Origin of the sequence: Mycobacterium sp. NPDC006124 (assembly GCF_040614235.1) — a bacterium.
Taxonomy (GTDB): domain Bacteria; phylum Actinomycetota; class Actinomycetes; order Mycobacteriales; family Mycobacteriaceae; genus Mycobacterium.
Genome location: NZ_JBEXUA010000002.1, coordinates 42,110 through 67,967 on the forward strand (window position 1 = coordinate 42,110; position 25,858 = coordinate 67,967).

At 68.6% G+C, this 25,858-nt stretch carries 24 protein-coding genes and 1 tRNA gene; 12 read left to right on the forward strand and 13 right to left on the reverse strand.

What is annotated here, in order from left to right; all coding sequences use genetic code 11:
- The 3 genes from ABZ195_RS03830 to ABZ195_RS03840 form a co-directional block, all read right to left on the reverse strand.
- The gene (locus ABZ195_RS03830) at positions 1-504 is read right to left on the reverse strand and encodes a TetR/AcrR family transcriptional regulator (protein WP_355215053.1); all 504 of its coding nucleotides are present in this window, start codon (positions 502-504) and stop codon (positions 1-3) included.
- Between the two features lie 259 nt (positions 505-763).
- Complete coding sequence (locus ABZ195_RS03835) at positions 764-1,600, reverse strand: class I SAM-dependent methyltransferase (protein WP_355215055.1); 837 nt, start codon at positions 1,598-1,600, stop codon at positions 764-766.
- Positions 1,601-1,621: 21 nt separating this feature from the next.
- Entirely contained in the window at positions 1,622-2,497 is an 876-nt protein-coding gene (locus ABZ195_RS03840) for an alpha/beta hydrolase (protein ID WP_355215057.1), read from the reverse strand.
- Between the two features lie 42 nt (positions 2,498-2,539).
- Here ABZ195_RS03840 and ABZ195_RS03845 point away from each other — a divergent pair, with 42 nt between their 5' ends.
- Complete coding sequence (locus ABZ195_RS03845) at positions 2,540-4,411, forward strand: propionyl-CoA synthetase (protein WP_355215059.1); 1,872 nt, start codon at positions 2,540-2,542, stop codon at positions 4,409-4,411.
- A 178-nt stretch (positions 4,412-4,589) separates the two neighbouring features.
- Here the strand turns inward: ABZ195_RS03845 and ABZ195_RS03850 are convergent, their stop codons facing one another.
- The 6 genes from ABZ195_RS03850 to ABZ195_RS03875 form a co-directional block, all read right to left on the reverse strand.
- Positions 4,590-4,874, reverse strand: a complete 285-nt coding sequence (locus ABZ195_RS03850) for a hypothetical protein (protein ID WP_355215061.1) — start codon at positions 4,872-4,874, stop codon at positions 4,590-4,592.
- Between the two features lie 41 nt (positions 4,875-4,915).
- A complete protein-coding gene (locus tag ABZ195_RS03855; RefSeq protein WP_355215063.1) occupies positions 4,916-5,857 on the reverse strand; it encodes a Ppx/GppA phosphatase family protein in 942 nt (313 codons plus the stop codon).
- Entirely contained in the window at positions 5,854-6,348 is a 495-nt protein-coding gene (locus ABZ195_RS03860; RefSeq protein ID WP_355215065.1) for a DUF501 domain-containing protein, read from the reverse strand. Before ABZ195_RS03860 ends, ABZ195_RS03855 begins: the two co-directional genes overlap by 4 nt.
- Positions 6,341-7,057 (reverse strand): septum formation initiator family protein, encoded by a 717-nt coding sequence (locus ABZ195_RS03865; RefSeq protein WP_355215067.1) that lies wholly within the window; start codon positions 7,055-7,057, stop codon positions 6,341-6,343. The genes ABZ195_RS03860 and ABZ195_RS03865 overlap by 8 nt, the downstream gene beginning before the upstream one ends.
- Before the next feature lie 22 nt (positions 7,058-7,079).
- Positions 7,080-8,369, reverse strand: coding sequence for a phosphopyruvate hydratase (gene eno, locus ABZ195_RS03870; RefSeq protein WP_355215068.1), 1,290 nt, complete (start codon positions 8,367-8,369; stop codon positions 7,080-7,082).
- 72 nt (positions 8,370-8,441) lie between these two features.
- Positions 8,442-9,173, reverse strand: coding sequence for a lytic transglycosylase domain-containing protein (locus ABZ195_RS03875; RefSeq protein WP_355215069.1), 732 nt, complete (start codon positions 9,171-9,173; stop codon positions 8,442-8,444).
- A gap of 174 nt (positions 9,174-9,347) precedes the next feature.
- On the opposite strand from ABZ195_RS03875, the gene efeU reads away from it, so the two are divergent.
- From efeU to efeB, 3 genes are read left to right on the forward strand one after another with little or no spacing between them, the layout of a single operon-like run.
- Positions 9,348-10,304, forward strand: a complete 957-nt coding sequence (gene efeU, locus ABZ195_RS03880) for an iron uptake transporter permease EfeU (protein WP_355215071.1) — start codon at positions 9,348-9,350, stop codon at positions 10,302-10,304.
- Positions 10,301-11,473, forward strand: a complete 1,173-nt coding sequence (efeO, locus tag ABZ195_RS03885) for an iron uptake system protein EfeO (RefSeq protein ID WP_355215072.1) — start codon at positions 10,301-10,303, stop codon at positions 11,471-11,473. The genes efeU and efeO overlap by 4 nt, the downstream gene beginning before the upstream one ends.
- Positions 11,454-12,767, forward strand: a complete 1,314-nt coding sequence (gene efeB / locus ABZ195_RS03890) for an iron uptake transporter deferrochelatase/peroxidase subunit (RefSeq protein ID WP_355215074.1) — start codon at positions 11,454-11,456, stop codon at positions 12,765-12,767. Before efeO ends, efeB begins: the two co-directional genes overlap by 20 nt.
- A 52-nt stretch (positions 12,768-12,819) precedes the next feature.
- Here the strand turns inward: efeB and ABZ195_RS03895 are convergent, their stop codons facing one another.
- From ABZ195_RS03895 to ABZ195_RS03905, 3 genes are all read right to left on the reverse strand, one after another.
- Entirely contained in the window at positions 12,820-13,812 is a 993-nt protein-coding gene (locus tag ABZ195_RS03895) for a nucleoside triphosphate pyrophosphohydrolase (RefSeq protein WP_355215076.1), read from the reverse strand.
- Entirely contained in the window at positions 13,809-17,471 is a 3,663-nt protein-coding gene (mfd, locus tag ABZ195_RS03900) for a transcription-repair coupling factor (RefSeq protein WP_355215078.1), read from the reverse strand. Before mfd ends, ABZ195_RS03895 begins: the two co-directional genes overlap by 4 nt.
- 103 nt (positions 17,472-17,574) lie before the next feature.
- Entirely contained in the window at positions 17,575-18,171 is a 597-nt protein-coding gene (locus tag ABZ195_RS03905) for a TetR/AcrR family transcriptional regulator (protein WP_355216039.1), read from the reverse strand.
- Positions 18,172-18,302: 131 nt separating this feature from the next.
- Here ABZ195_RS03905 and ABZ195_RS03910 point away from each other — a divergent pair.
- The 8 genes from ABZ195_RS03910 to pth all read left to right on the forward strand — a co-directional run bounded on the left by ABZ195_RS03910 (position 18,303) and on the right by pth (position 24,660).
- Positions 18,303-18,374: transfer RNA gene (locus tag ABZ195_RS03910), tRNA-Gln, on the forward strand.
- 80 nt (positions 18,375-18,454) lie between these two features.
- Positions 18,455-19,915 (forward strand): bifunctional UDP-N-acetylglucosamine diphosphorylase/glucosamine-1-phosphate N-acetyltransferase GlmU, encoded by a 1,461-nt coding sequence (gene glmU, locus ABZ195_RS03915; protein ID WP_355215080.1) that lies wholly within the window; start codon positions 18,455-18,457, stop codon positions 19,913-19,915.
- A 92-nt stretch (positions 19,916-20,007) separates the two neighbouring features.
- Positions 20,008-20,988 carry a ribose-phosphate diphosphokinase gene (locus tag ABZ195_RS03920; protein WP_355215081.1) on the forward strand — a complete coding sequence of 327 codons (981 nt, stop codon included), beginning with the start codon at positions 20,008-20,010 and terminating at the stop codon, positions 20,986-20,988.
- Positions 20,989-21,024: 36 nt separating this feature from the next.
- Positions 21,025-21,702: an LpqN/LpqT family lipoprotein gene (locus ABZ195_RS03925; RefSeq protein WP_355215083.1), complete on the forward strand. Its 678-nt coding sequence runs from the start codon at positions 21,025-21,027 to the stop codon at positions 21,700-21,702.
- A 44-nt stretch (positions 21,703-21,746) separates the two neighbouring features.
- The gene (locus ABZ195_RS03930; protein WP_355215084.1) at positions 21,747-22,361 is read left to right on the forward strand and encodes an LpqN/LpqT family lipoprotein; all 615 of its coding nucleotides are present in this window, start codon (positions 21,747-21,749) and stop codon (positions 22,359-22,361) included.
- 19 nt (positions 22,362-22,380) lie between these two features.
- Entirely contained in the window at positions 22,381-23,247 is an 867-nt protein-coding gene (locus ABZ195_RS03935; protein WP_355215086.1) for an oxidoreductase, read from the forward strand.
- Between the two features lie 159 nt (positions 23,248-23,406).
- Entirely contained in the window at positions 23,407-24,078 is a 672-nt protein-coding gene (locus tag ABZ195_RS03940) for a 50S ribosomal protein L25/general stress protein Ctc (protein ID WP_355215088.1), read from the forward strand.
- A 6-nt stretch (positions 24,079-24,084) separates the two neighbouring features.
- The gene (gene pth / locus ABZ195_RS03945) at positions 24,085-24,660 is read left to right on the forward strand and encodes an aminoacyl-tRNA hydrolase (protein WP_355215090.1); all 576 of its coding nucleotides are present in this window, start codon (positions 24,085-24,087) and stop codon (positions 24,658-24,660) included.
- A 96-nt stretch (positions 24,661-24,756) separates the two neighbouring features.
- Here pth and ABZ195_RS03950 read toward each other — a convergent pair whose 3' ends face one another.
- Complete coding sequence (locus tag ABZ195_RS03950; RefSeq protein ID WP_355215092.1) at positions 24,757-25,794, reverse strand: 4Fe-4S binding protein; 1,038 nt, start codon at positions 25,792-25,794, stop codon at positions 24,757-24,759.
- Between the last annotated feature and the right edge of the window lie 64 nt (positions 25,795-25,858).

A 25,858-nucleotide genomic window follows, 5' to 3' on the forward strand; every position in this document is an offset into this window, starting at 1 on the left:
TCACGGCGTCGCCAGCAACTTCGCTGCCACCGCGACGATTGGACTGTGCAGGTCCTCTATCGAGTTCGGGTCCCCGACGAGGAGCGCTTCGACCACCAGCGTCGAGATCGCCGCCACCAGCGTGCGACACGCGAAGCGGGCGGCATCGGTGCGAGCGTCGAACACGTCCGCCACACCGTCGACGAATCGCTTTTGCTTGTCGAGCTTGATGGCGACGGCCTTGGGTCCAGCGCAGTACACGCCGACGAGGTAGAGCTGGGAGGTCTCCGGGCGGGACGCGATCACCTTCAGGTACGTGGTCAGGAAGCTCGCGAACCGGTCCATCGGGGCGTCGGCGGCCGGGGTCGAGAAGATGACGTCGATCAGCGCGTCCTGGCGACGTTCGTAGCTCTCCAGGAAACAGCTCTGCTTGGATTCGAAGATCTCGTAGAACGTCTGCCGCGACACACCGGCGCTGCGGACGATGTCGGCCACGCTGGTTCCGGAGTAGCCGCGCGCGGACATCTCGGCTTCCAGCGCGCCAAATATTCGCTCGCGTTGATTAGTTCGAACCTCGTCACGGCTGAGTTGATGCCGACCAGGTCGAAGCTGTTTGCTGCTGTCCATGCCACCGCCACCAGGTAGACGTGAATGCTGTGCGAGTGCTGAGTGTAGGCGCTAGATCTGCTGGTCTACGGATTGCCAATGATGAACAGGAGTGTCTATATTTGCTCCGACGGGCGGGTCCAGATGAGGGGACTGGATCCGCCCGATTCGATCGTCGTCAGCGAGCCTGCTCCTTCACCGCCTGCAGCGTATAGGTCAACGGCAGCCGCTCGCCCCCCTCGGCCAGCAGGAACTCGCCCTCGAAGTCCGGGCTCGCGACCATCGCGTCGTCGAAGAAGTTCCAGGCCAACTCCCGGTGTTCCTCGAACCCGGTGATCCGAAGACCCACGTCCAAGAGCGCCGTGAAGATCTCACCGAGCCCGTGGTTGAACGAGATCGACTCCGGCGACGGCACCGTGCCCGTTCCGGCATAGGTGTCCTCGTAGACGAAGCGCGTCCCCGGCGTCTCGAAGTACGGATACTCCACCACCAGCAAACCGTCGGGCCGCGGGTCGCTCATCGCCCACAGGATCGGGTGCCCCTCCCTGACGAACAGGCGTCCCCCCGGGCGCAGCAGACCCGCGACGACGCCGGCCCACTCGCGAATGTCGGGCAACCAACACAACGCCCCGATGCCGGTGTAGACGAGGTCGGCGCACTGGACGCCGAGAGCGTCCACCGCGGCGGCGACATCGGCCTCGACGAACCTGACGTCTGCATTGGCCCGGGTGGCCAGCGCCCGTCCCGCCTCGACGGCCGACGGCGAGAAGTCCAGCCCGGTCACCGATTTAGCGCCCAACCGGGCCAACGACACGGTGTCGGTGCCGATGTGGCATTGCAGGTGCACCACGTCGAGGCCGTCGAGTCGCCCCAGTCGGGGCAGGTCGTAGGTCACCACCCCCGAGAGGTAGCCGGGGTCCTCGAAGCTGGCCAGGTCGTAGCCACCCGGCCCGGTGTGCATCGGCACCCGCGACTCCCAGTTGGCCAGATTGACGTCGCGCCAGTCGTCGGTCATGCCGTCATCATTCCCGACGCGCTACCCGCCCGCCGTCTCCTCGGCCAATGCGATCAACCGCGCCCGCACCACGTCCGGGCGCTCGTCGAGGATGAAGTGCCCGGCGTCGACCGGCTCGAACGTGTAGTCGTCGGCGTTGGCCGTCGCGGGATCGGCGAGTGCCGGATGCACCGCGATGTCACCCATGCCGAACAGCACGCGGATGGGCACCGTGGCGCGACGCTCCTCGGGTTCCCTTGCACCCTGGGGTAATTCGCGCAGAAGGAAGGTGCGATAGGTGTCGGTCGCCGTCCGCGCCACCATGGGGTCGCGGAAGCGGTCGGCGTACACCCGCGCCGCGGCGGGGTCCAGCCGGTGCGCCTTGGGGCCGACGGCGAACAGATACCGCAGATACGGCGTGCGTCGCTGCAGCGGCACGCCGATGGTGGCGACGAACGGCTGGTAGAGGAGGAACCTCCAGAAGTGCGGCAGGATCGACTTGGTCGTCTGCCACGGATGCGCCATGTTCATCACCAGATAGGCCTCGAACCGCTCCGGCGCGGCGAGCAGCATTCGGTATCCGACGTAGCCACCCCAGTCGTGGCCCACCAGCAGCACGCGATCCAGACCCATCGCATCCATCAGCGCGAGCACGTCGGCCGCCACGTCGTCCTTGGCCCAGCGGTGCGGCGCGGGCCCGGACCAGCCGTAGCCCGGCAGGTCGGGCGCGATGACGCGCAAGCCGGGCGGCGGGTCGGCCAGCAGCCCGCGGTAGACCCAATGATGTTGTGGCCAGCCGTGCAGGGCCAGCACCGGCCGCCCGTCCTCGGGCCCGGACTCCGTGACGTGAAAGCGCACGCCGCGCGCCTGCACGAACGATCTGCGGACACCCTCGATCGGCGGAACAAGACTAGTCATAAGTCCAGGTTATGGGACCCGTGAAGCCAGTACGCTCCCGATATGCCGGGCTATCGCGAAATGTTCGACGCCAGTATCGAGGACCCGTGCGCCTTCTGGGCTCGGGCGGCCGAGGCCGTCACGTGGATCCGTGCACCTCGACGCATCCTCGACGACTCCAATCCCCCGTTCTATCGGTGGTTTCCAGACGGCGAGCTCAACACGTGCGCCAACGCGCTCGACCGCCACGTCGCCGGTGGTCGCGGCGAGCAGGCCGCGCTGATCTACGACTCGCCCTTGGCCGGCACCAAGCGCACCTACACCTATCGCGAACTGCTCGACGAGACCGCGCGCTTCGCCGGCGTGCTGCGCGGACTCGGCGTCGAGAAGGGCGACCGCGTGGTGATCTACATGCCGATGGTGCCCGAGGCCCTCGTCGCGATGCTGGCCTCGGCCCGCCTGGGCGCCGTGCACTCGGTGGTGTTCGGCGGTTTCGCGGCCCACGAGCTCGCCGCCCGTATCGACGACGCCCGGCCGGCAGTTCTGGTGACGGCGTCGTGCGGCATCGAACCCACCCGCATCGTCGACTACAAGATGATCGTCGACGGGGCGCTGCACCTCGCCGAGCACCGCACCCCGGCGTGCGTCGTCCTGCAACGCGAACAGCACCCCTGCCATCTGACGCCGGATCGCGACGTGTCGTGGACCGAGGCCATGGCCGACGCCGAGGCCGTCGACCCCGTTCCCGTCGCGGCCACCGATCCGCTGTACGTGCTCTACACCTCCGGCACCACCGGAAAGCCGAAGGGCATCGTCCGCGACAACGGCGGCCACGCGGTGGCCCTGCTGTGGACCATGAAGCACATCTACGACACCGAACCGGGTGACGTGTTCTGGGCCGCCTCGGACGTCGGCTGGGTCGTCGGCCACTCCTACATCGTCTACGGTCCGCTGCTGCTGGGCGCGACCACGGTGCTGTACGAGGGCAAGCCCGTCGGCACCCCCGACGCCGGCGCCTTCTGGCGGGTGGCCGCCGAACATGGTGTGAAGGCACTGTTCTCGGCCCCGACGGCCATCCGGGCGATCAAGAAGGTCGACCCCGACGGCAACCTCCTCGCCGGCCACGACCTCTCGGCGCTGCGGTACCTGTTCCAGGCCGGCGAGCGGCTGGACCCCAGCACCTACCACTGGGCGGCCGAGAAACTGGGCATCCCCGTCGTCGACCATTGGTGGCAGACCGAGACCGGATGGTCCATCGCCGCCGCGCCGATGGGCGTCGAGGCGCTGCCAATCAAGGCCGGTTCGGCGACGGTGCCGATGCCGGGGTACGACGTCCGCATCCTGCGTCCGGACGGCACGGAATGCGAACCGGGAGAAGAAGGTTCGATCTGCGTCAAGCTGCCGCTACCGCCCGGCACGCTTCCGACACTGTGGGGCGACGACGACCGTTACGTCGCCTCGTATCTGTCGGCGTTCGACGGTTACTACCTCTCCGGGGACGGCGGCTACCTCGACGAGGATGGCTACCTGTTCGTCATGGGTCGCACCGACGACGTCATCAACGTGGCGGGACATCGCCTGTCGACGGGTTCGATCGAAGCCGTCCTCGCGACGCACCCCGCCGTCGCCGAGTGCGCGGTGATCGGGGCGGCCGACGAGCTCAAGGGTCAGGTGCCGCGCGGTTTCGTGGTGCTCAAGGCCGGCGCGTCGGCCGACGGTCTGGTCGACGAACTGGTTCTGGCCGTGCGCGAGAACATCGGTGCCGTCGCGGCACTCAAGAGGGTCGACGTCGTGGCGGCGCTGCCGAAGACGCGCTCGGGGAAGATCCTGCGCAAGACCATGCGTGGAATCGCCGACGGCCGCGACGAACCGGTGCCATCGACGATCGAGGACGCCGGGGTGCTCGACGCGCTGACACCCATCCTGAAGTCTTGATCCGCATCACGATGATCCGAACTATTCTCGAATGGTCATAGGTGAATGTTCGACCGATTCGACAGAGGTGAACTGCCATGCGGGTACCTGATCAACGCGCCGGTGGGTGCAACTGCCATTGCAATGCGTGCGACAACGGCCATCACTGCGGTAACGCGCCCAACTGCAACGTCCGACGCTAGGAGACCTCGGCTGCCGTTTCCGGCTCGGCCCGTAACCAGCTCGGGAACGGCAGCGGGGTGCCCTCGGACCGCTTGCTGTCGGCGCTGAAGAGGACCAGGCTCACCGCGAAACTCACGAGCGCGACGGTCCCGAGGATGCCGGCCGCCATCAGGTTGCCGCCCCCGAGGGTGACGACGGAGATCACGGCCGCCATGACGGCGCCAATCATGGTGACCAAGCCGCCAGTCGCCAAGATCTCGGCGCTCGGATCGTCGCTGTAGGTGCTCTTCTGCTTGGTCACGCTCGATTCTTACCCTGCGCTGAGGAGTTCAAAACTCGTCGTCACGCAAGCGACAACGCGATGCCGTCGAGGATGTCGTGTTCGCTGACGACCAGTTCGCCGATCCCGGCTCGCCCGCCGAGCGCGCGGGCCAGTTCCTCCACCACGATCGCGCCGCCGCCGATCACGTCGACCCGACCCTCGTGCATGGGCCCCAGCGCCGCCCGTTGGCGGCGGGTCATGCTCAGCAGCCCCTCGCACACCTTCAGAAGGTCTTCGAAGCTCACCCGCGACAGGTGGATGGCCTCGGAGTCGTAGGTGGGCAGGTTCATCGCCAACGCCGACAGCGTGGTCATGGTGCCGGCGACCCCGACCCAGGTCTTGGCCCGTTCGACGGGCACGACGTCGAAGACGGCGTCGAGCGCGTCGCGGACGACGGTTCGAGCGTCGGCGACCTCGGTCGCCGTGGGAGGGTCGGACGCCAGACACCGTTCGGTCAACCGCACGCATCCGATGTTGGCCGAGTAGCTCGCGTCCACCCCGGCCGAGGTGCCCACCACCACTTCGGTGGACCCGCCGCCGAGGTCGACGACGACGAAAGGTGCTCCGGCGGAGTCCAATTCACCGACCGCGCCGTGGAAGGACAGCGCGGCCTCCTCGGTACCGGTGATCACCTCGGCGACCGCGCCGGGGACCACCGCGCCGAGCACCTCGGCGGTCATCGCGAAGAACTCGTCGCGGTTGGCTGCGTCCCGGGTCGCCGAGGTGGCGACCATCCGCACCGCGGCGACCGAGTGCTCGGCCAGTAACGCCGCGTAATCGACCAACGCGGCACGCGTCCGTTCCAGCGCCGGCTCGGCGAAGCTGCCGGTCGCGTCGACGCCCTCGCCGAGGCGCACGATGCGCATCTCGCGGTGCACGTCGGTCAGACGACCGTCGGCCACGTCGGCGATCAGCAGTCGAATGGAGTTGGTGCCGCAGTCGATCGCCGCCACCCTCGTCACGTGCTCCACACCTCTCGGTCCAGGATTCCGGCCATCGCCGGCTCGGCGGCCAGGACGGCCAGCGCCTCGTCGCCGAAGGGGTTCACGCCGGGCCCCTTGGCCAGCGAATGCGCGATGACGACGTGCAGGCACTTGACCCGGTCGGGCATGCCGCCGCCGGAGAACGTCGTGCCCAGCGGTTCGACGGCGTCGCGTTCTGCCAGGAACGATTCGTGGGCGCGGCGGTAGGCGACGGCCAGCTCGGGATCCGCGGCGAGGCGTTCGGTCATCTCCCGCATCATCCCCGAGGACTCCAGCCGGCTCGCGGCCGCCGTCAGCGCCGGATGCGTCAGGTAGTACAAGGTCGGAAAAGGTGTTCCGTCAGGCAGTTTCGGGGCCGTCTTCACCACGGCGGGCTCGCCGTTGGGGCAGCGGTAGGCGATCTCCAAGACCCCCCGCGGTGCGCGGCCCAGCTGCCGGGCGACGGCGTCGAGATCTGCCGCGTCAACCACCGGGACCCGCTGGCGGTGGTGCGGGGGGTGGTGGCACGTCCGGTGCGGGCGCGCCGGGGGGCGGCGGCTCCGGGGCCGACGGAATTTGCCTCACGCCATGGGGCGCATCGGCGATCGTGTGCCACAGCGAGGTGTACCACGGCTGGTTGCTCGGCGGCTTCACCGCGTCCACCCCCGGCGCCTCGACCGGAGCGGCCCCCGGCGGCAGCTGAACCTGATACGGGATGTCGCCGGGCATCACGAAGCCGAGCCGCTCGCGCGCCTGGGCCGCGATGTACACCGGGTCCCCGAGCTTCAATTTCTGCTGCTGGAGATCGGCGATCTGCGAACGCAATTGCGCCTCGGCCTCGACGAGCTGCTTCATCTCGGTGCGCTGCGCGAAGTACGTGCGCACCGGCCCGGCGATCGTCAGCGTCAAGACGCACACCACGACCGCGAGGATCGCGGCGCGCCGGGCCGCCGAACCCAGGCGCTGATCGGACTGCTGCTCGGCCGCCTCGGCGATGGCCCTGCGGATGGGTTCGATGACACCGGTCGGCTCGTCGCCCTCGTCGAACTCCGCGGCTGCCTCGGCGGGTGCGGGACGCGCCTCGATGGCACGTGGCTCGCGCCGGATCGGAGACGCCCCACGCGGACGCCCGCCACCCTTGCCCGGCCGCGACGACGCGGGAGTCCGTCGCTTGGGGTCGGGCCGCTTGGCGTCGGGCATGGCCTGGGAACTCGGACCGGATCTACTTGGTCTCGACCGAGAAGCGCGGGAAGGCCAGATCGCCGGCGTAACGGGCGGCGTCACCGAGTTCTTCTTCGATGCGCAGCAGCTGGTTGTACTTGGCGACGCGCTCGCTGCGGGCGGGGGCACCGGTCTTGATCTGACCGCTGCCGACGGCCACGGCCAGGTCGGCGATCGTGGTGTCCTCGGTCTCGCCGGAACGGTGGCTCATCATGGTGCGGTAGCCGCTGCCGTGCGCGAGGTTCACCGCGTCCAGCGTCTCGGTGAGCGTGCCGATCTGGTTGACCTTCACCAGGAGTGCGTTGGCCGCACCCTTGTCGATGCCCTCCTCCAGACGCTCCGGGTTGGTGACGAAGAGGTCGTCGCCGACGATCTGGATGCGGTCGCCGATGGCGGTGGTCAGCGAGACCCAGCCGTCCCAGTCGTCCTCGGAGAGCGGATCCTCCACCGACACCAGCGGGTACGCGTCGAGCAGGCCGGTGTAGAACTCCGTCATCTGCTCGGCGGTGCGGGTCTGCTTCTCGAAGGCGTATCCCTTGCCGTCGGTGTAGAACTCGGTGGCGGCGACGTCGAGCGCCAGGGCCACGTCGGAGCCCAGCTTGAACCCGGCGCCCTCGATGGCGGAGCTGATCAGGTCGAGCGCGGCGACGGTGCCCGCGATGTCGGGGGCGAACCCGCCCTCGTCGCCGAGGCCGGTGGCCAGGCCCTGCTTCTTGAGCACCGACTTCAGCGAGTGGTACACCTCGGCACCCCAGCGCAGCGCCTCCTTGAACGACGCGGCGCCGATCGGCGCGACCATGAACTCCTGCACGTCGACGCCGGTGTCGGCGTGCGCGCCGCCGTTGACGATGTTCATCATCGGCACCGGCAGGATGTGGGCGTTCGGGCCGCCCAGGTAGCGGAACAGCGGCAGGCCGGCGGCGTCGGCGGCAGCCTTCGCCACGGCCAGCGACACCCCGAGGATGGCGTTCGCGCCGAGGCGCGACTTGTCGGGCGTGCCGTCGCAGTCGAGCAGTGCCTGGTCGACCAGACGCTGGTCGTCGGCGTTCAGGCCGATCACCGCGGGTCCGAGTTCGGCCAGGACGCCCTGAACTGCCTTCTCGACGCCCTTGCCCAGATAGCGGCTGCCGCCGTCTCGAAGCTCGACGGCCTCGTGCTCCCCGGTCGAGGCGCCGGACGGCACCGCCGCGCGGGCGGCGGACCCGTCGTCGAGCGCCACCTCGACCTCGACGGTCGGGTTGCCGCGGGAGTCGAGAATCTCTCGCGCTGCGATCTGCTCGATGACGGGCACTGACGTCTCCTCGCGTGGTGCTGATGCGGACCAGGACAGCCTAGAGCCTGAGGTTTACCGACGCCGAGAGAGCTACAGCGAGTGCCCCTCCGCGTAGGCGGTGGCCCAGTCGCGGACCGTCCTGGCGTACTGGTCGGACAGGTTGTAGGCCCGAAGCGCCTCCATCCAACCCCTCGGCGTGGCGAGGTCCTTGCCGCGCCAGCACAGGTATCCGGCCGCCGAGAGGGCCGCGTCGTCGATGTTGTCGGGGCTGACGACGCCGTCGTTGTTGGCGTCGACGCCGTAGAGCTTCCACGTCGCGGGGATGAACTGCATCGGCCCCATGGCCCGGTCGAACGACCGGTCGCCGTCCAGCGTGCCGCCGTCGGTGTCCGGGATGGACATGTTGCCCATCGAGCCGTCCAGCATGACGCCACGGATGGGCGGGGTCACGTCTCCGTCGGGGGCAATGGTCGCGCCGCGGTAGGTGCCGTGGTGGCTCTCGACCATCCCGATCCCGGCCAACGTCGTCCACGCGAGGTGGCACTTGGGGTTCTCGACCTCGGCGACGCGCGCGGCGTAGGCATAGGCCTCGAGCGCCGTCGCCGGAATGCCCAGGGTCGCCGAACGTTCCGCCGCCCACTCGTGCAGTTGGTCGGCGGGCCGGCCCTTGGCGTGAGTGTCGACCTGGGGCACCGGGTCACCGGGTGGGGGTGGCACGCCGTCGGGAATCGGGATGCCCGTCTGCCACGAGCACGACGAAGCCATCAGCAGCACGGCGGCGGCGACGACCAAGACGGCCCGCAGCCAACGCACTGACGACACCGGACTCCCTCGACGCTCTAGGACTCCCGCCATCGTCCCACGCCCCCGGGAGTGCCCCGGTTCACGACGGATGGCGGGGCGTGCCGTTCCGTCGCCCACCTTGCTAAGGTGAGCCACACCTAGCTATGGCTAGCCAATCTTTGGTTGACGTTCACGAGCAGCAAGGACGGGTGCATGACCGCGGTCGCAGACCTCTCGGTGTCGCTACTGGCTGCCGGCCCCAGCGTCACCTCCCAACTCTTCGGCAGCGCGCTGATCGGAGTCCGCGAAGGCCTCGAAGCCGCCATCGTCGTCACGATCCTGGTGGCATTCCTGGTCAAGGCCGACCGGCGCGACGCGCTCAGATGGGTCTGGCTGGGAGTCGGCGCGGCCGTCGTCATGACCGTCGCGGTGTTCCTGGTCATCCAGTTCGGCACCAGCACCATCTCCGGGCTCGGTGCCGAGGCCATTGCCGGGGTCGCGTCGCTGATCGCCGTCGCCATCGTCACGACGATGGTGCTCTGGATGCGCAAGGCCGCGGCGAGCATGTCCGGCCAGCTGCGCGGTGACATGGCCAAGGCACTCGAGGCAGGTGCGTTAGCCGTGCTGTCGCTGTCGTTCCTGGCCGTCGGCCGCGAGGGCGTCGAGACCGCGCTGTTCATGGTCGGCTTCGCCGAGGCCAAGACGCTGTGGCCGCTCGCGGGTCTCGTCGTCGGCGTCGTGATCGCGGTCGTGATCGCCTACGCCATGTACCGGGGCGCGCTGCACATCAACCTGGCCAAGTTCTTCAAGTACACCGGCGCGTTCCTCGTCGTCGTCGCCGCGGGCATCCTGTCCTACGGCATCGGCGCGCTGCAGACCGTCGGCTGGCTCCCCGGGCTGTCTCACCGGGCCTTCGACATCAGCTCGGGGATGGACTGGTCGTCCTGGTACGGCCAGATAGTCCAGGGCGTCTTCAACGTCACCCCGACGCCGACGTGGTTGCAGTTCCTCGCCTGGGTGGCCTACCTCGTCGTCATCCTCACCGTCTTCCTGCGCCCCACCAAGGCGCCCGCGAAGCCGTCGGCCTCGCCTACGCCGGACTCCCCCTCCTCCAGTTCCGACGCCCACGAGTCGGAACGCACCACCGCACCCGAAAGGTCGAACACGTGATCGTCTCTCCTCACACCGCGAGGACGGGTGCCGCCGCCGCGGCCGCCCTCTTGACGGGCCTCTCACTGGTGGGCTGCCAGGCCAAGGAAGCCCAAACCCCGGCGGGCGGCGGCGACAACGCCCCGGCCCAGATCACGGTCAACGCCTCGGACACGACGTGCGAGCTGTCGGGCACCGAAAGCACTACCGGCCCAAGCACCTTCGTCATCACCAACAACGGCACCAAGGTCACCGAGTTCTACGTCTACGGTGCCGGTGACCGGGTGATGGGTGAGGTCGAGAACATCTCCCCCGGACTCGAGCGCAAGCTCATCGTCCAGCTCACCGAGCCGGGCAAGTACCAGACCGCATGCAAGCCGGGCATGATCGGCGACGGCATGCGCGGCGACTTCACCGTCACCGGCGACGCGGTCGAGGTCGACACCGAGGGCAAGTTCAAGGAAGCCGCGGACAACTACAAGCGGTACGTAAACAGTCAGACCGAGGCCCTGATCCCGGCGGTCGACGTATTCGTCGCCGCGGTCAAGAAGGGCGACGTCAATGCCGCCAAGGCCCAATACCCCATCGCCCGAACCTATTACGAGCGCATCGAGCCCGTCGCCGAGTCCTTCCCCGACGACCTCGACCCCCGAATCGATCTTCGCGAGGCCGATCTGGAGCCCGGCCAGAAGTGGACCGGATTCCACGCGCTGGAGAAGCAGCTGTGGGTCACCGGCCTGCAACCCGACGCCAACGCGCTGGCCGACCAGCTCGTCGCCGACGTCAAGGAGCTCAACACTCGGGTGAATGCCCCCGACTTCACGGTCGACTCCACCCAGATCGCGGGCGGCGCCCAGGGTCTGCTCGACGAGATCGCCTCCAGCAAGATCAGCGGCGAAGAGGACATCTTCAGCCACACCGACCTGTGGGACTTCGAGGCCAACCTGCAGGGCTCGCAGACCGCGGTGTCCTCGGTGCGGCCGATCCTCGACGAACGCAACCCCGACCTCGCCAAGTTGGTCGACCAGCGCTTCGCCGAGTCCGAGGCATTGCTGCAGAAGTACCGCCAGGGTGACGGATTCGTCCTGTACGACACCGTGACCGAACCGCAGCGCCAAGAGCTCTCCCGCTCCATCGACGCGCTCAGCAAGGAAGTCAGCCAGGTGCAGGGTGTCATCGCCGGACAGTGACGCCCCACGGGCGCCGGAGTCGGCCGGCGGCGGATTGTCCCGCCGCCGGTTGTTCGGCGCCGCCGGAGTGACGGCCGCGGTCGTCGGCGCGGCGGGCGCGGGTGCGCTGGCCGGCCGTGCCTCGGCGGCCAGCACCGCCACCGAGGAACTGCAGGGCTCGGTGCCCTTCCGCGGCGAGCACCAGGCGGGCATCGTCACCGCGGCGCAGGACCGCATGCACTTTTGCTCCTTCGACGTCACCACCGACGACCGCGACGACGTCGTGGCGATGCTCAAGCAGTGGACCGAGATGGCCGAGCGGATGACGCTCGCCCAGGAGGCCGTGTCCAACGGCGCCGTCGGCCTCAATCCCTACGCTCCTCCTGCGGACACCGGTGAGGCCCTTGGCCTTCCGGCCTCGCAGCTGACCCTCACCGTCGGCTTCGGGCCCACGTTCTTCACCAAGGACGGCAAGGACCGCTTCGGCATCGCCGACAAGCGGCCCGAGGCGTTGATCGACCTGCCGAAGTTCCCCAACGAGACCATGGACCCGGCTCGCAGCCACGGCGACATCTGCGTGCAGGCCTGCGCCAATGACCCGCAGGTCGCCGTGCACGCCATCCGCAACCTCGCCCGGGTCGCGTTCGGCACCGCCGCCGTGCGCTACTCGCAGTTGGGCTTCGGCCGCACCTCCTCGACCACCCGCGACCAGGCCACGCCGCGAAACCTGTTTGGCTTCAAGGACGGCACGTCCAACCTGAAGGCCGAGGACACCGGCGCACTCGACGAGCACGTCTGGGTCGCCAACGGTGACGGGCCGGCCTGGATGACCGGCGGTTCCTACCTGGTGACCCGCCGCATCCGCATGCGCATCGAGAACTGGGACCACACCACGCTCATGGAGCAGGAGCGAGTCATCGGGCGCCTCAAGGGATCTGGCGCACCCATCGGCTACGCCGACGAATTCGACGCGCTGGACTTCACCACCAAGAGCTCCAAGGGCACACCCCTGATCGACATGGCCGCGCACGTGCGGCTGGCGTCGAAGGAGAACCTCAACGGCATCGAGATCCTGCGGCGGGGTTACAACTTCACCGACGGCACCGACGGCGTCGGCCACCTCGACGCAGGCCTGTTCTTCATTGCATTCGTGCGCGACCCGCGCTCCTCGTTCGTGCCGATGCAGATGGAGCTGTCCCGCCGGGACGCGCTCAACGAGTACATCACCCACACCGGGACCGCGCTCTTCGCCTGCCCTCCTGGCATGCGCGACGGCGACGCCTCGGCCTACTGGGGCTCGACGCTGCTGTCGTGATCGTCGAACGTGAAGTAGATGGCGAATTCTCCGCCGATGGTCGACATCTACTTCACTCTCGGCGGGGTTCGGCGTCGGGTTCGACGGTGCTCGGCCAATGCGCCCGCCACTCCTCTTCGGTGACGGCCCCCAACGGCGCGTTGCCGAGATCGGCGGCGTCCTCGGCGCTGCGCCGGCTCGCCAGAATGCTCTGCTCGACCGTGCGGACGACGTCGACGAAGTCCAATGCCTCTGCACGCACGGCACTCTCGGGATCGCCGCCGAACGTGGTGCCGATCGACACCAGACCCTCGGGCATCAGGTCGGCCGGCAGGCCGGCCGCCGTGGCCCGCTCGACGACCTTCTGCGCCAGCGCCAGCGCCGGCTGCCCGGTCGGCACGTCGTCCATGACCGAGCCGCGCGCCTTGACCTTGACCTCGCGGGCCTTGCGTTCCTCCCACTGGGCCAGCTGGTCGTCGAGTGAGATCGCTTCTCCGGCAAGCACTGCCGGGACCCGGTTGCCGAGCTTGCGCACCAGCGCGTCGGCCACCTCGTCGATGCCGAAGGGTGACTCGTCGGAGTCCTGGGCGATGCGGGCATGGAACAGCACCTGCAGCAACACGTCGCCGAGTTCTTCACGCAGCTCGTCGGCGTTGCCGCCGCGGACCGCGTCGAACAGCTCGTAGACCTCTTCGAGCAGATAGCGCCGCAGCGAGTCGTGGGTCTGCTCGCCCTCCCACGGCCCCGCCGTGCGCAGCGTGTCCATGATCGCGACGGCGTCCACCAGCCGCTCACCGGAAGCCGGTGCCGGCGTGGCGATCAGCCTCGCGCCCGCGGCCAACCGGGCCTTGACCACCGGATGATCGGGGTCAGAGGACAACAGCACCGGGGCATCCTCGCCGAGGTACGCCGGCCGGGAACCTGGTAGCGACCACGGCACCTTGACCGGCATCTCCTCGGTGTACTGCACGTCACCGGCGAGTAGAGCGACAGCCTCCACGGGCATCAGCGACGGCCGCCGCGGGTCGACCAGGACGACGGTCGACGCGACCTGCTCCGCGCTCACCCGGCGACCCCCGCCAGATCCGTGACGTCGACGTCGTTCTGCGGCCGGCCGTCCAGCGCCAGCAGCAGACCCGCCACCACGCGCAGCAATTCGGCGTCGCGGACCCGTGGGGCGCTGACCCCGCTGCCGACACGGGGAATCGGGATCGTGATGGTCGACGTCGTCGCGCGGTAGGTCGCCGACGGGTACATGCGCTTGAGCCGCAGCTGCTGAGAATCCAGCAGAGTCAACGGCGTAACCCGAATGGTCGTCGCGGACGCGGTCACCTCGGTCACGCCGTACTGGCGGCAGAGCAGGCGGAGCCGGGCGGCCGCCACCAGCAGCTGCGCCGGCTCGGGCAGCGGTCCGTACCGGTCGACCAACTCCTCCACCACACTGGCGACCCCGGCCTCGTCCTGGGCGGCGGCCAACCGTCGGTAGCCCTCGAGTCGCAGCCGGTCGCTGCCGATGTAATCGGGCGGCAGGTGGGCGTCGACCGGCAGGTCGATGCGGACGTCCTTGGGTTCCTCGGCGGTGGTGACGGTGTTGCCGTCGACCACCGCGCGGTAGGCCTCGACCGCCTCTCCGACCAGCCGCACGTACAGGTCGAAGCCCACGCCGGCGACGTGCCCTGACTGCTCGGCGCCGAGAACGTTTCCTGCGCCGCGGATCTCGAGGTCCTTCATCGCCACGGCCATGCCGGCACCGAGTTCGTTGTTCTGGGCGATGGTGGCCAACCGGTCGTACGCGGTCTCGGTCAACGGGACCTCCGGCGGATAGAGCATGTAGGCGTAGCCACGTTCGCGGCTGCGTCCCACCCGGCCGCGCAGCTGGTGCAGCTGCGAGAGGCCGAACGTGTCGGCGCGCTCGACGATCAGGGTGTTGGCGTTGGAGATGTCGAGCCCCGTCTCCACGATCGTGGTGCACACCAGGATGTCGAACTCGCGGTTCCAGAAGCCCTCGACGGTGCGCTCCAACTGCTCCTCGGGCATCTGGCCGTGGGCCACCACCACCCGCGCCTCCGGCACCAACGCACGCACCCTCGCGGCCGCGGAGTCGATCGACTTCACCCGGTTGTGGATGTAGAACGCCTGCCCGTCACGCAGCAGCTCGCGCCGCAGCGCCGCGCCGACCTGCTTGTCGTCATGGGGCCCGACGTAGGTCAGCACCGGGAACCGCTCCTCGGGCGGGGTGAGGATCGTCGACATCTCGCGGATGCCGGCCAGGCTCATCTCCAACGTTCGCGGGATGGGCGTCGCACTCATGGTCAGCACGTCGACGTGGGTGCGCATCGACTTGATGTGCTCCTTGTGCTCGACGCCGAAGCGCTGCTCCTCGTCGACGATGACCAGTCCAAGGTCCTTCCACGTGACACCGGTCTGCAACAGCCGGTGGGTGCCGATCACGACGTCGACCGAACCGTCCTTCATGCCGTCGATCACCGTGCGGGACTCGGCCGTGTCGGTGAACCGCGACAGACCCTTCACCGTCACCGGGAACCCGGCCATCCGCTGGGAGAACGTCTGCAGGTGTTGGTCGGCGAGCAGCGTGGTGGGCACCAGCACCGCCACCTGCTTACCCGCCTGAACGGCCTTGAACGCCGCGCGCACCGCGATCTCGGTCTTGCCGTAGCCGACATCGCCGCAGATGACACGGTCCATCGGGACCGCCTTCTCCATGTCGGACTTGACCTCGGTGATGGCGGTCAGCTGGTCGACGGTCTCGGTGAATCCGAACGCGTCCTCCATCTCGGCCTGCCACGGGGTGTCCGGGCCGAAGGCGAAGCCGGGCGCGGCCTGACGCTTGGCGTACAACGTCACCAGCTCTCCGGCGATCTCACGAACGGCCTTGCGCGCCTTGGTCTTCGTGTTGGTCCAGTCGCTACCGCCCAGCTTGCTGAGCGACGGTTCGGTACCGCCGACGTAACGCGACAGCTGATCCAGCGAGTCCATCGGCACGAAGAGCTTGTCCGAGCCGCCGCCGCGCTTGGCCGAGGCGTACTCCAGCACGAGGTACTCGCGGCGGGCACCGCCGACGGTGCGCTCGACCATCTCCACGAAGCGGCCGATGCCGTGCTGGTCGTGCACGACGAGGTCGCCGGCGGCCAGTGCAAGCGGGTCGACGACGTTGCGGCGCTTGGCCGCCAGCCGCTTGCCCTCGGTGGCGGCGGCCCGGTTGCCGGTCAGGTCGGTCTCGGTGATGACGACGAGGTTGGCCCCCGGGAGCACGACGCCGTCGCGCAGTGGACTCTTCAGCACCCCGACCACGCCGGGCTTGGGTACGTCGCCGGGCGCCAACATCGCTGCCGCCGTGTCGGATTCGCCCAACTGCTCGACGATGCGCTGCGCCGTGCCGGCACCGGGGGTAACGACCGCGGCCAGTCCACCGGTGGTCACGTGGGCCCGCAGCATCGCGAACATCTCGTCGAGATTGTTCTGCTGACCCCGCGCCGACGGGGCGGCCTTGACGTTCAATTCGATCGCCGTGCCGTCGGCGAGCTGGCTCAACGTCCACCATGGGTGCCCGCCGACCGCGGCGTTCGCCCGCACGTCGGCGAGGTCGCGGAAGCCCGACCCGCCGAGCTGCTCGAGGTCGATCGGTGCGTCGGCACCCATCGCCGCCACCGACCACGACGCCTCGAGGAACTCCTGCCCGGTCTTGATTAGATCCGCCGCGCGGGTGCGCACCTTCTCCGGATCGCACACCAGCACCGGCGCGCCGGCGGGCAAGTGGTCGGACAGCAGGGAGAGCTCGGTGGGGCGCAGCACCGGCAGCAGCGCCTCCATGCCGTCGGCCGGGATGCCTTCGGCGAGCTTGGCCAGCATGTCGCTGACCGTGCCGGTGACCCGGTTGTCGTCGTGCGGCTGATCGGCCGACAGCGCCGCCGCCCGCGTGCGCACGTCATCGGTGAGCATCAGCTCCCGGCACGGGACCGCGATCATCTCGGTGACGGCGATGTCGGGGATGGAGCGCTGGTCGGCGACGGAGAACATCCGCATCTCCGAGACCTCGTCACCCCAGAACTCGACGCGGATCGGATGCTCGGCGGTCGGCGGGAAGACGTCGAGGATGCCGCCGCGGACGGCGAACTCGCCGCGCTTGCCGACCATGTCCACCCGCGTGTACGCCAGCTCGACCAGCCGCTCCAGCACCGAGTCGAAGGTCGCCGCCGGGGCGGCTCCGGCGGCGAGCTCGGGTTCCTGCCCGACGGTCAGCGTCACCGGCTCCACGTCGGCCAGGTCGGGCGCCATCGGCTGCAGCAGCGACCGTGCGGTGGTGACCACGACCCGCAGCGGGGCGCCGAGACGCCGGTCGTCGGGTTTGGCCAGCCGTCGCAGCACCATCATCCGGGCGCCCACGGTCTCCACGCCCGGCGACAACCGCTCGTGCGGCAGGGTCTCCCAGGACGGGAACATCGCGACGGCGTCGCCCAGCACGGCGCGCAGTTCGGCGGTCAGGTCGTCTGCCTCGCGGCCCGTGGCGGTGACGACCAGCAGCGGGCCGGCCTCGGCCAACGCCGCGGCGACGAACAGCCGTGCGGCGGGCGGCCCGACGAGGGCGAGTTCCGCGGTGGCGTCGGCGGCGCGACGGGTGAGCTCTGCCAGACCGGGGTCGGACAGCGCGAGACGCACCAGGCCGGCCATCGGGGTCTGGACATGGGGGTGCCCCGATGTAGTCATTGTTCTCCCAGTCTAGTCGTCGGCGCCGCTCGGACGCCCAGTGGCCACTTACCCCGCGCTGACGTCGAAAAACCCTGCGTCAACTGGCCATTCGGGTCGCCGGCTAGTGCTGGTCGTGCAATTCGGGGTCGGCCTCGAGGTGGGTCAGCCCGTTCCACATCAGGTTGACCAGGTGCGCGGCGACGACTTCCTTCTTGGGCTCCCTGGTGTCGAGCCACCACTGGGCGGTCATAGACACCGACCCGACGAGGGCTTGGGCGTAGAGCGGGGCCAGCTCGGGGTCGAGCCCGCGCCGCGCGAAGTCGCCGGCCAAGATCGACGCGACCTGGCTCACGGCGTCGTTGAGCAGACTCGAATACGTGCCGGAGGCAATGCTGGCCGGGGAGTCGCGGATCAGGATCCGGAAGCCGTCGGTGCGTTCCTCGACGTAGGTGAGCAGGGCCAGGGCCACCCGCTCCACCCGCACCCGGGACCGGTTGTTGGTCAGCGACGAGGTGATGCCGTCCAGCAGCGCCGACATCTCCCGGTCCACCACGACGGCGTAGAGACCTTCCTTGCCGCCGAAGTGCTCGTAGACGACCGGCTTGGACACGCTGGCCCGTTGAGCGATCTCCTCGATCGACGTCGCGTCGTAGCCGCGCTCGGCGAACAGCGACTTGGCGATCTCGACCAGTTGCTGGCGCCGTTCGCTGCCCGTCATGCGCGCGCGGGGTGCACGCGCTTCCTTCTCCGGCGCCGCCACGGCCATCAGGGTAATCCCCGGGTCGCTTCGCTCCTGCCCGCCGCGCGTAATCCCCGCTCCCACCGAGTCGACTAAAGTCGTTCGCGCAGTCCGTCGTGGTGTAATCGGCAGCACCTCTGATTTTGGTTCAGATAGTTCAGGTTCGAGTCCTGGCGACGGAGCACGAAGCTGCGATTTCGGCGTGATTAGTCGCGGTGAGCGGGACCGATCACGCCGAGATCGCATGAAGGAGCCCACCCACATGGCGACACGAGGCGACACCGCGGTCATCGTCCTGGCAGCCGGCTCGGGCACCAGGATGAAGTCCGACATCCCCAAGATGCTGCACACGCTGGCCGGCCGCAGCATGCTCTCCCACACCCTGCACGCGATCGCCAAGGTCTCACCGCGGCACCTCGTGGTGGTCGTCGGCATGGGCCGCGACCACGTCATCCCCGCGGTCAACGGGCTCGCCGACGACCTGGACCGCCCCATCGACGTGGCCGTGCAGGAGGAGCAGCTGGGCACCGGCCACGCCGTCGGCTGCGGCCTGGCCGCGTTGCCCGACGACTTCGACGGCACCATCCTCATCACCGCCAGCGACGTGCCGCTGCTGGATTCGGACACCCTCGCCGGTCTGGTCGACGACCACGTCAGCCAGTCCACCGCGGCGACGCTGCTGACCACCACGCTGACCGACCCGACCGGGTACGGCCGCATCCTGCGCACCCAGGACGGCGAGGTGCAGAGCATCGTCGAGCAAGCTGACGCGACGGAGTCCCAGCGGGCGATCCGCGAGGTCAACGCCGCGGTCTACGCCTTCGACGCCGGGGCCCTGCGCGGGGCACTGACGCAGCTGCGGGCCGACAACGCCCAGCGGGAGCTATACCTCACCGACGCGGTGGAGATCCTCCGTCGCGACGGTCAGCGGGTCCGCGGCCGCCACGTCGACGACAGTGCCCTGGTCGCGGGCGTCAACGATCGAGTCCAATTGGCCGACCTACACCGTGAGCTCAACCGGCGCATCGTCGCCGACCTTCAACGCAGCGGCGTGACGGTCGTCGACCCGGCCACCACCTGGGTCGACGTGGACGTGACCGTCGGCCGCGACACCGTCGTGGCCCCCGGCACCCAGCTCCTGGGCACCACCCGCATCGGCGCACGCTGCCAGATCGGCCCGGACACGACGCTGACCGGCGTCACCGTCGGTGACGGCGCCACCGTCATCCGCACGCACGGCTCGTCGTCGGTGGTCGGCGACGACGCCGTCGTCGGGCCGTTCGCCTACCTGCGGCCCGGCACCGAACTCGGCGCCGAGGGCAAGATCGGTACGTTCGTCGAGACCAAGAATTCGACCATCGGCGCAGGCACCAAGGTGCCGCACCTGACCTACGTCGGCGACGCCGACATCGGCGAGCACACCAACATCGGCGCCTCCAGCGTCTTCGTCAACTACGACGGAGAAGTCAAGCAGCGCACCACGATTGGATCGCACGCGAAGACGGGCTCGGACAACATGTTCGTCGCCCCGGTGACCATCGGCGACGGCGCGTACACCGGCGCCGGCACCGTCGTGCGGCAGGACGTGCCACCCGGCGCGCTTGCCGTCTCGGCGGGTCCACAACGCAACATCGAGGGCTGGGTGGAACGAAAGCGTCCCCACAGCGCGGCTGCCAACGCCGCACGCAAGGCGGCCGCGGAAGCCGACCGTTCGGACACCTGACGTTGGCCTCGTGGCAACCCGGACCACGCGTCCCCAGAATGGCTACGTACGATCAACCCGTATCGATCCCCGACGGCAAAGGCAGCTTCGACGTGGCCACGGACTGGACCGACAATCGCAAGAACCTGATGTTGTTCTCGGGTCGTGCGCATCCTGAGCTCGCCGAACAGGTCGCCAAGGAGCTCGACGTCAGCGTCACCGCGCAGACGGCCCGCGACTTCGCCAACGGCGAGATCTTCGTGCGCTTCGACGAGTCGGTACGTGGCTGCGACGCCTTCGTGCTGCAGTCGCACCCCGCGCCGCTGAACAAGTGGCTGATGGAACAGCTGCTGATGATCGACGCGCTCAAGCGCGGCAGCGCCAAGCGCATCACGGCGATCCTGCCGTTCTACCCCTACGCCCGCCAGGACAAGAAGCACCGCGGCCGCGAGCCCATCTCCGCGCGTCTGGTCGCCGACCTCTACAAGACCGCCGGCGCCGACCGCATCGTGTCGGTGGACCTGCACACCGATCAGATCCAGGGCTTCTTCGACGGACCCGTGGACCACATGCGCGGGCAGTCGCTGCTGTGCGGTTACATCCGTGACAACTACGCCGACCACGACATGGTCGTCGTCTCCCCCGACTCGGGTCGCGTGCGCGTCGCCGAGAAGTGGGCCGACTCGCTCGGCGGCGTCCCGCTGGCCTTCATCCACAAGACGCGCGACCCGCTGGTGCCCAACCAGGTGAAGTCCAACCGCGTCGTCGGCGACGTCAAGGGCAAGACCTGCATCCTCACCGACGACATGATCGACACCGGTGGCACGATCGCCGGCGCGGTCAAGCTGCTGAAGGCAGACGGTGCCGCCGACGTCGTCATCGCCGCCACCCACGGCGTGCTGTCGGACCCGGCCCGCGACCGGCTGGCCGAGAGCGGTGCGCGCGAAGTCGTCGTCACCAACACGCTGCCCATCGGCGAGGACAAGATGTTCCCGCAGCTGACCGTGTTGTCGATTGCCCCCCTGCTGGCCAGCACCATCCGCGCGGTATTCGAGAACGGCTCTGTGACGGGACTGTTCGACGGGGATGCCTGAGATGGCGCGTCCAGTGGACGACGTCCGCGAGACCCGATGACGCTGCTGCGCACCGCGGCCGTCGTGGTCACTGCACTGGCACTGGCGGGATGTTCGACCGCCGGACGGGATGCGGCGCCGTCGTCGACCACGTCGTCCTCCGCGGCGTCGACGACCGACACCCCCGCCATGACGCCGGCGCCACCGACCGCCGCGGCTCCGACCGACCGGCCACAGGGCTTTCGCGACTACCTGGCGTCGATCAACGTGACCGGCGCTCCGGTACACCTCGACCAGGCGCCCGGACTGACCGTCACGGTGCCGGTGCCCGAGGGCTGGGCACAGACCAGCGACCCGCTGTTCTCGACCGGCGTCGAGTTCATCCAGCCGGTCGGGCAGAGCGGCAACGGGCCGTCGGTGACGCTGATGGCCGTCGAGCTCACCGGCCCATTCGATCCGAAGGACGCGATCCGCCACGCCAACGCCGACGCGCTGCCCCCCACCGCCACCGACGTCACCGAGTCCTATGACGACTACGACGGCTTTCCCTCGGCGGCAGCCCAGGGCGTGACCGCCTCGACCCAGCACTACAACCGCATCGTCCTCGCCGACGTCCCGTCGACCGGCAAGCGGTACCTGGTGCAACTGACCGTCACCACGCCCACCGATCAGCTGATCGCCGCCAACCCACCGCTGAAGAGCGCCGTGGCCGGATTCAAGGTGGCGGTCTCCTGAAGCGCGCCGGAATCGTCGTCGCCGGGGCCGCGATCACGCTCGCCGTGGCCGGCTGCGGTCCGTCGACGCCCGACTACAAGTCGATCTGGACGACGACCACCTCGACGACCACCACCGCCGCGAACGCCGAGAAGCCGATCTCCTTGTCGACCTACTTCGAGAACATCGGGATCACCGGCGCGCCCGTCGCCCCCGACAAGCTGACCGACCTGACGGTGACCGTGCCCGAGCCGCCGGGCTGGAAGCCGTACTTCAACGTCAACCTCTCCCCCGGCACCCGCACCATCGCCAAGGGCGACACCTACCCCACGGCGATGATCCTGGTCTTCCAGCTCGACGGAAACTTCGACGTGGCCGAGGCCCTCAAGCACGCCAACGGCGACGCCGAACTGTCGGAGAACTTCAAGCAGCTCAACGCCTCCACCGACGACTTCCGCGGCTTTCCGTCCTCGATGATCGAGGGCACCTACGACCTCAACGGGCAGCGGATGCAGAGCTACAACCGCATCGTCTTCGCGAGGGGCACGCCCGCCCGGGCCAATCTGCCCGGCCAGATGTACCTCGTCCAGCTCACCGTGACCTCGTTCGCGGACAAGGCGCAGGCCGACGGCCCGGACATCGAGTCGATCATCAAGGGCTTCGTCGTCGCCCCGAAGTGACCGCGATTATGGTTCAGCCATGACTGAGTGGACCGCCGCAGACCTGCCCTCGTTCGCCGGCCGCACCGTGATCGTCACCGGCGCCAACAGCGGACTCGGCGAAGTCACCGCACGCGAGCTGGCCCGCGTCGGCGCAAAGGTCGTCATCGCGGTGCGCAACCTGGACAAGGGCAGCGACGCCGCCGCGGGCATGACCGGTGACGTGGAGGTGCGTCACCTCGACCTGCAGGACTTGTCATCGGTGCGGGCCTTCGCCGACACCGTCGACGCGGTCGACGTCCTGGTCAACAACGCCGGAATCATGGCGGTGCCGTACGCGCGGACCGTCGACGGGTTCGAGAGCCAGTTCGGCACCAACCACCTCGGTCACTTCGCGCTGACCAACCTGCTGCTGCCGAAGATCTCCGACCGGGTGGTGACGGTGTCGTCGATGCTGCACCTGCTCGGCAAGATCAGCCTGAAGGACCCCAACTGGACGGCCCGCCCGTACTCGGCGTGGCTGGCCTACGGTCAGTCCAAGCTGGCCAACCTGTTGTTCACCAAGGAACTGCAGCGCCGCCTCGACGCGGTCGACTCGGCAATCCTGGCGGTGACCGCCCACCCCGGGTACTCGGCGACCAACCTGCAGGGGCACGCCGAGGGCAAGCTCAGCGGCTCGCTGATGTCGCTGGGCAACAAGGTGGCCACCAACGCCGACTTCGGCGCGCGCCAGACCCTCTTCGCGGCATCGCAGGCCCTGCCCGGGGACGCATTCATCGGGCCAAAGTTCGCCATGCGCGGCCCGACCGGCTTGACGTCGCGGAGCCCGCTGGCGAGCAACGCCGCCACCGCCAGGGCGCTCTGGGATCTGTCCGAGCAGCTCACGGGCACCAAATTTTCGATCTGAGGGGTTCGTGCGCTAGCCTTGGCGACGATCACGGCGAGGGTGGACCGCTGAAGTCTCGAACTTCTGGGCCTACCGTTATCGACGGGAACCGATTCGCAGCCCCGCTGCCTCCAGTCGCCCTCACCGTGCCACCAGACGAACGGCACAGGAGCGACACACATGGCCAAGACTGCGGCCCACGCATCGAACAATCTGACCGCTGAGGTCCGCACCAAGACCGGCAAGGGCGCCTCGCGTCAGGCTCGTCGCGATGGCAAGGTGCCCGCGGTGCTATACGGCCACGGTGCCGACCCGCAGCACCTGACGCTGCCGGCCCGAGAATTCGCCGCCGTGCTCCGCAACTTCGGCACCAACGCCGTGCTGACCCTCGATATCGCCGGCAAGGAAGCCCTCGCGCTGCCCAAGGCCATCGAGATCCACCCGATCCGCCGCAACATCCAGCACGTCGACCTGATCATCGTCCGTCGTGGCGAGCGGGTCACCGTCGAGATCAACGTCAACGTCGAGGGCGACGCCGGACCGGACACCCTGGTCAACGTGGAGTCCAACACCATCGAGATCGAGTCCGACGCGATGTCCATTCCGGAGAACCTGACCCTGTCGGTCGAGGGTGTCCCGGCGGGCACGCAGTTCCTCGCCTCGCAGGTCCCGCTGCCCGAGGGCGTCACGCTGATCTCGGATCCGGAACTGCTCGTGGTCAACGTGATTCCGGCGCCGACCGCCGAAGACCTCGAGGCCGAGGGTGCCGGCGAGGCAGTCGACGAGCCCGCCGCCGACGCGGAGGCCGAGGAGTCCGAGGAGTCCGAGTCCACCGAGTCCGAGTCCGAGTAGGTCCCGGTGGCCGAACCACTACTGGTGGTCGGCCTTGGCAATCCCGGACCGCGGTACGAGACGACGCGGCACAACTTCGGCTTCCTCGTCGCCGACGTCCTGGCCGATCGTCTCGGCTCGGGATTCAAGGTGCACAAGAAGTCGGGTGCCTTGGTGACGACGGGTCGGCTCGGTGGTCGGTCGGTGGTGCTGGCCAAGCCGCGTACCTACATGAACGAGTCGGGACGCCAGATCGGTCCACTGGCCAACTTCTACTCCGTGGCACCCGCCGACGTCATCGCCATCCACGATGAGCTGGACATCGACTTCGGTCGCATCCGGCTCAAGCTGGGTGGCGGCGAGGGCGGTCACAACGGACTGCGTTCGGTGGCGTCGGCGTTGGGCACCAAGGACTTTCAACGTGTCCGCGTGGGTGTCGGCCGGCCGCCGGGCCGCAAGGATCCGGCGACCTTCGTGCTGGAGAACTTCAGCGCCGCCGAGCGTCCGGAGGTCGGGTTGATCTGCGAGCAGTCCGCCGACGCCACCGAGCTGTTGATCGAGTTGGGTCTGGAGACCGCGCAGAACACCGTGCACGCCTGGTGATGCGGCACCCCCTCTTCCCATCGAGTGTGCTGCCAGATCGCGAATTCGACGAAGAATGCGATCTCCCAGCACACCCGATGGGGCGCCGGGGGTGATTCAGCCTCGGCCGGCGATGCCGCTGTCGACCACCTTCACCGGCTTGTGCGGATAGCGCTTCTCGGCGTGGTCCTTGGCCGCCGAATTCGGCAGCACGTAGAGCGTCTCGCGCTTGGCCTGAAGCGGTTTGAGCACCAGGTCCATGAAGCCCTTGCGGTCCTCGAGGTAGGGCTCGATGACGTCCTCTCCCGCCGGGCACACCGCCAGACAGTAGGCGGCCTTGTAGTTCGCCTTGAACGACAAGCTCTGCCACATGGAGGCGTTCTCCGAATCAGTGACGCGCGAACGGAAGTCGGCCGCGTCGGCGCTGTCGGCGATGGTCTGCACGTAGTCGGTGAAGCCGCCCATGAACTCGCGGTAGTTGTGCACCGAACACGCGACGAAGTCGAATTCACCGTCCTTGCCGATCGCCCCAACGGGGCACGCCGCGACGCAGAGCTTGCACTCCAGGCACGGTGAATAGTCCAGCGGCTCACCGTAACTGGTGACCGGAGCGTCGACCAGGATGGTCGCCAGCAGGATGAAGTTGCCGAACTTGGGGTGAATCACGTTGCGGTGGATGCCCATGACTCCCAGGCCGGAGGCCACCGCGACCGGCTTGTGGGCGACGACCCAGATGCGGCCGGGGAACTGATCCATCTCCATCGGGAAGGTCGCCGACGGGTTCAGTGCCCGGTGACCGGCGTCCTGCAGCGTTCGGGTGATTCGGTGGGCGGCCTCGTTGATGATCTCGCCGGTGCGGTGGAACTCCTGGTTGGCCACGCTGCGGGCCGGCGACCGGACGTTGTCGCGGTTCATTCGGACCACCAGTGAGATGAAGGTCTTGGCGCCCGGCAGCGCGGACTCGACGTGCTCGCGTTCGGACTCGAGGGCGGGATTCTCGACGCTGGCGAAGGCGACGTCGTCTGCGCCTGCGGCCAGGCAGACCTCGCGCAGCCAGTCGGCGTCGATCACCGCCGGCGGCGGTTCGGCCTTGTTGGCGAGCACCTTTCGCACGGTGGGGTGGTTGGAGATTCGTCCGGCGAGGCGGTCCGTCATGCTAGGTATAGTACACAATATCTAGCATGTGTCAGGATTCGGCCGAAACCCGTAAGGACTCCGT

What these genes read in the sequence shown, in the direction of transcription:
- ABZ195_RS03830 (WP_355215053.1), bottom strand. Translation starts at nt 504, where the DNA reads ATGTCCGCGCGCGGCTACTCCGGAACCAGCGTGGCCGACATCGTCCGC.
- ABZ195_RS03835 (WP_355215055.1), bottom strand. Translation starts at nt 1,600, where the DNA reads ATGACCGACGACTGGCGCGACGTCAATCTGGCCAACTGGGAGTCGCGG.
- ABZ195_RS03840 (WP_355215057.1), bottom strand. Translation starts at nt 2,497, where the DNA reads ATGACTAGTCTTGTTCCGCCGATCGAGGGTGTCCGCAGATCGTTCGTG.
- ABZ195_RS03845 (WP_355215059.1), top strand. Translation starts at nt 2,540, where the DNA reads ATGCCGGGCTATCGCGAAATGTTCGACGCCAGTATCGAGGACCCGTGC.
- ABZ195_RS03865 (WP_355215067.1), bottom strand. Translation starts at nt 7,057, where the DNA reads ATGCCCGACGCCAAGCGGCCCGACCCCAAGCGACGGACTCCCGCGTCG.
- efeU (WP_355215071.1), top strand. Translation starts at nt 9,348, where the DNA reads ATGACCGCGGTCGCAGACCTCTCGGTGTCGCTACTGGCTGCCGGCCCC.
- mfd (WP_355215078.1), bottom strand. Translation starts at nt 17,471, where the DNA reads ATGACTACATCGGGGCACCCCCATGTCCAGACCCCGATGGCCGGCCTG.
- ABZ195_RS03905 (WP_355216039.1), bottom strand. Translation starts at nt 18,171, where the DNA reads ATGACGGGCAGCGAACGGCGCCAGCAACTGGTCGAGATCGCCAAGTCG.
- glmU (WP_355215080.1), top strand. Translation starts at nt 18,455, where the DNA reads ATGGCGACACGAGGCGACACCGCGGTCATCGTCCTGGCAGCCGGCTCG.
- ABZ195_RS03925 (WP_355215083.1), top strand. Translation starts at nt 21,025, where the DNA reads ATGACGCTGCTGCGCACCGCGGCCGTCGTGGTCACTGCACTGGCACTG.
- ABZ195_RS03935 (WP_355215086.1), top strand. Translation starts at nt 22,381, where the DNA reads ATGACTGAGTGGACCGCCGCAGACCTGCCCTCGTTCGCCGGCCGCACC.
- ABZ195_RS03940 (WP_355215088.1), top strand. Translation starts at nt 23,407, where the DNA reads ATGGCCAAGACTGCGGCCCACGCATCGAACAATCTGACCGCTGAGGTC.
- ABZ195_RS03950 (WP_355215092.1), bottom strand. Translation starts at nt 25,794, where the DNA reads ATGACGGACCGCCTCGCCGGACGAATCTCCAACCACCCCACCGTGCGA.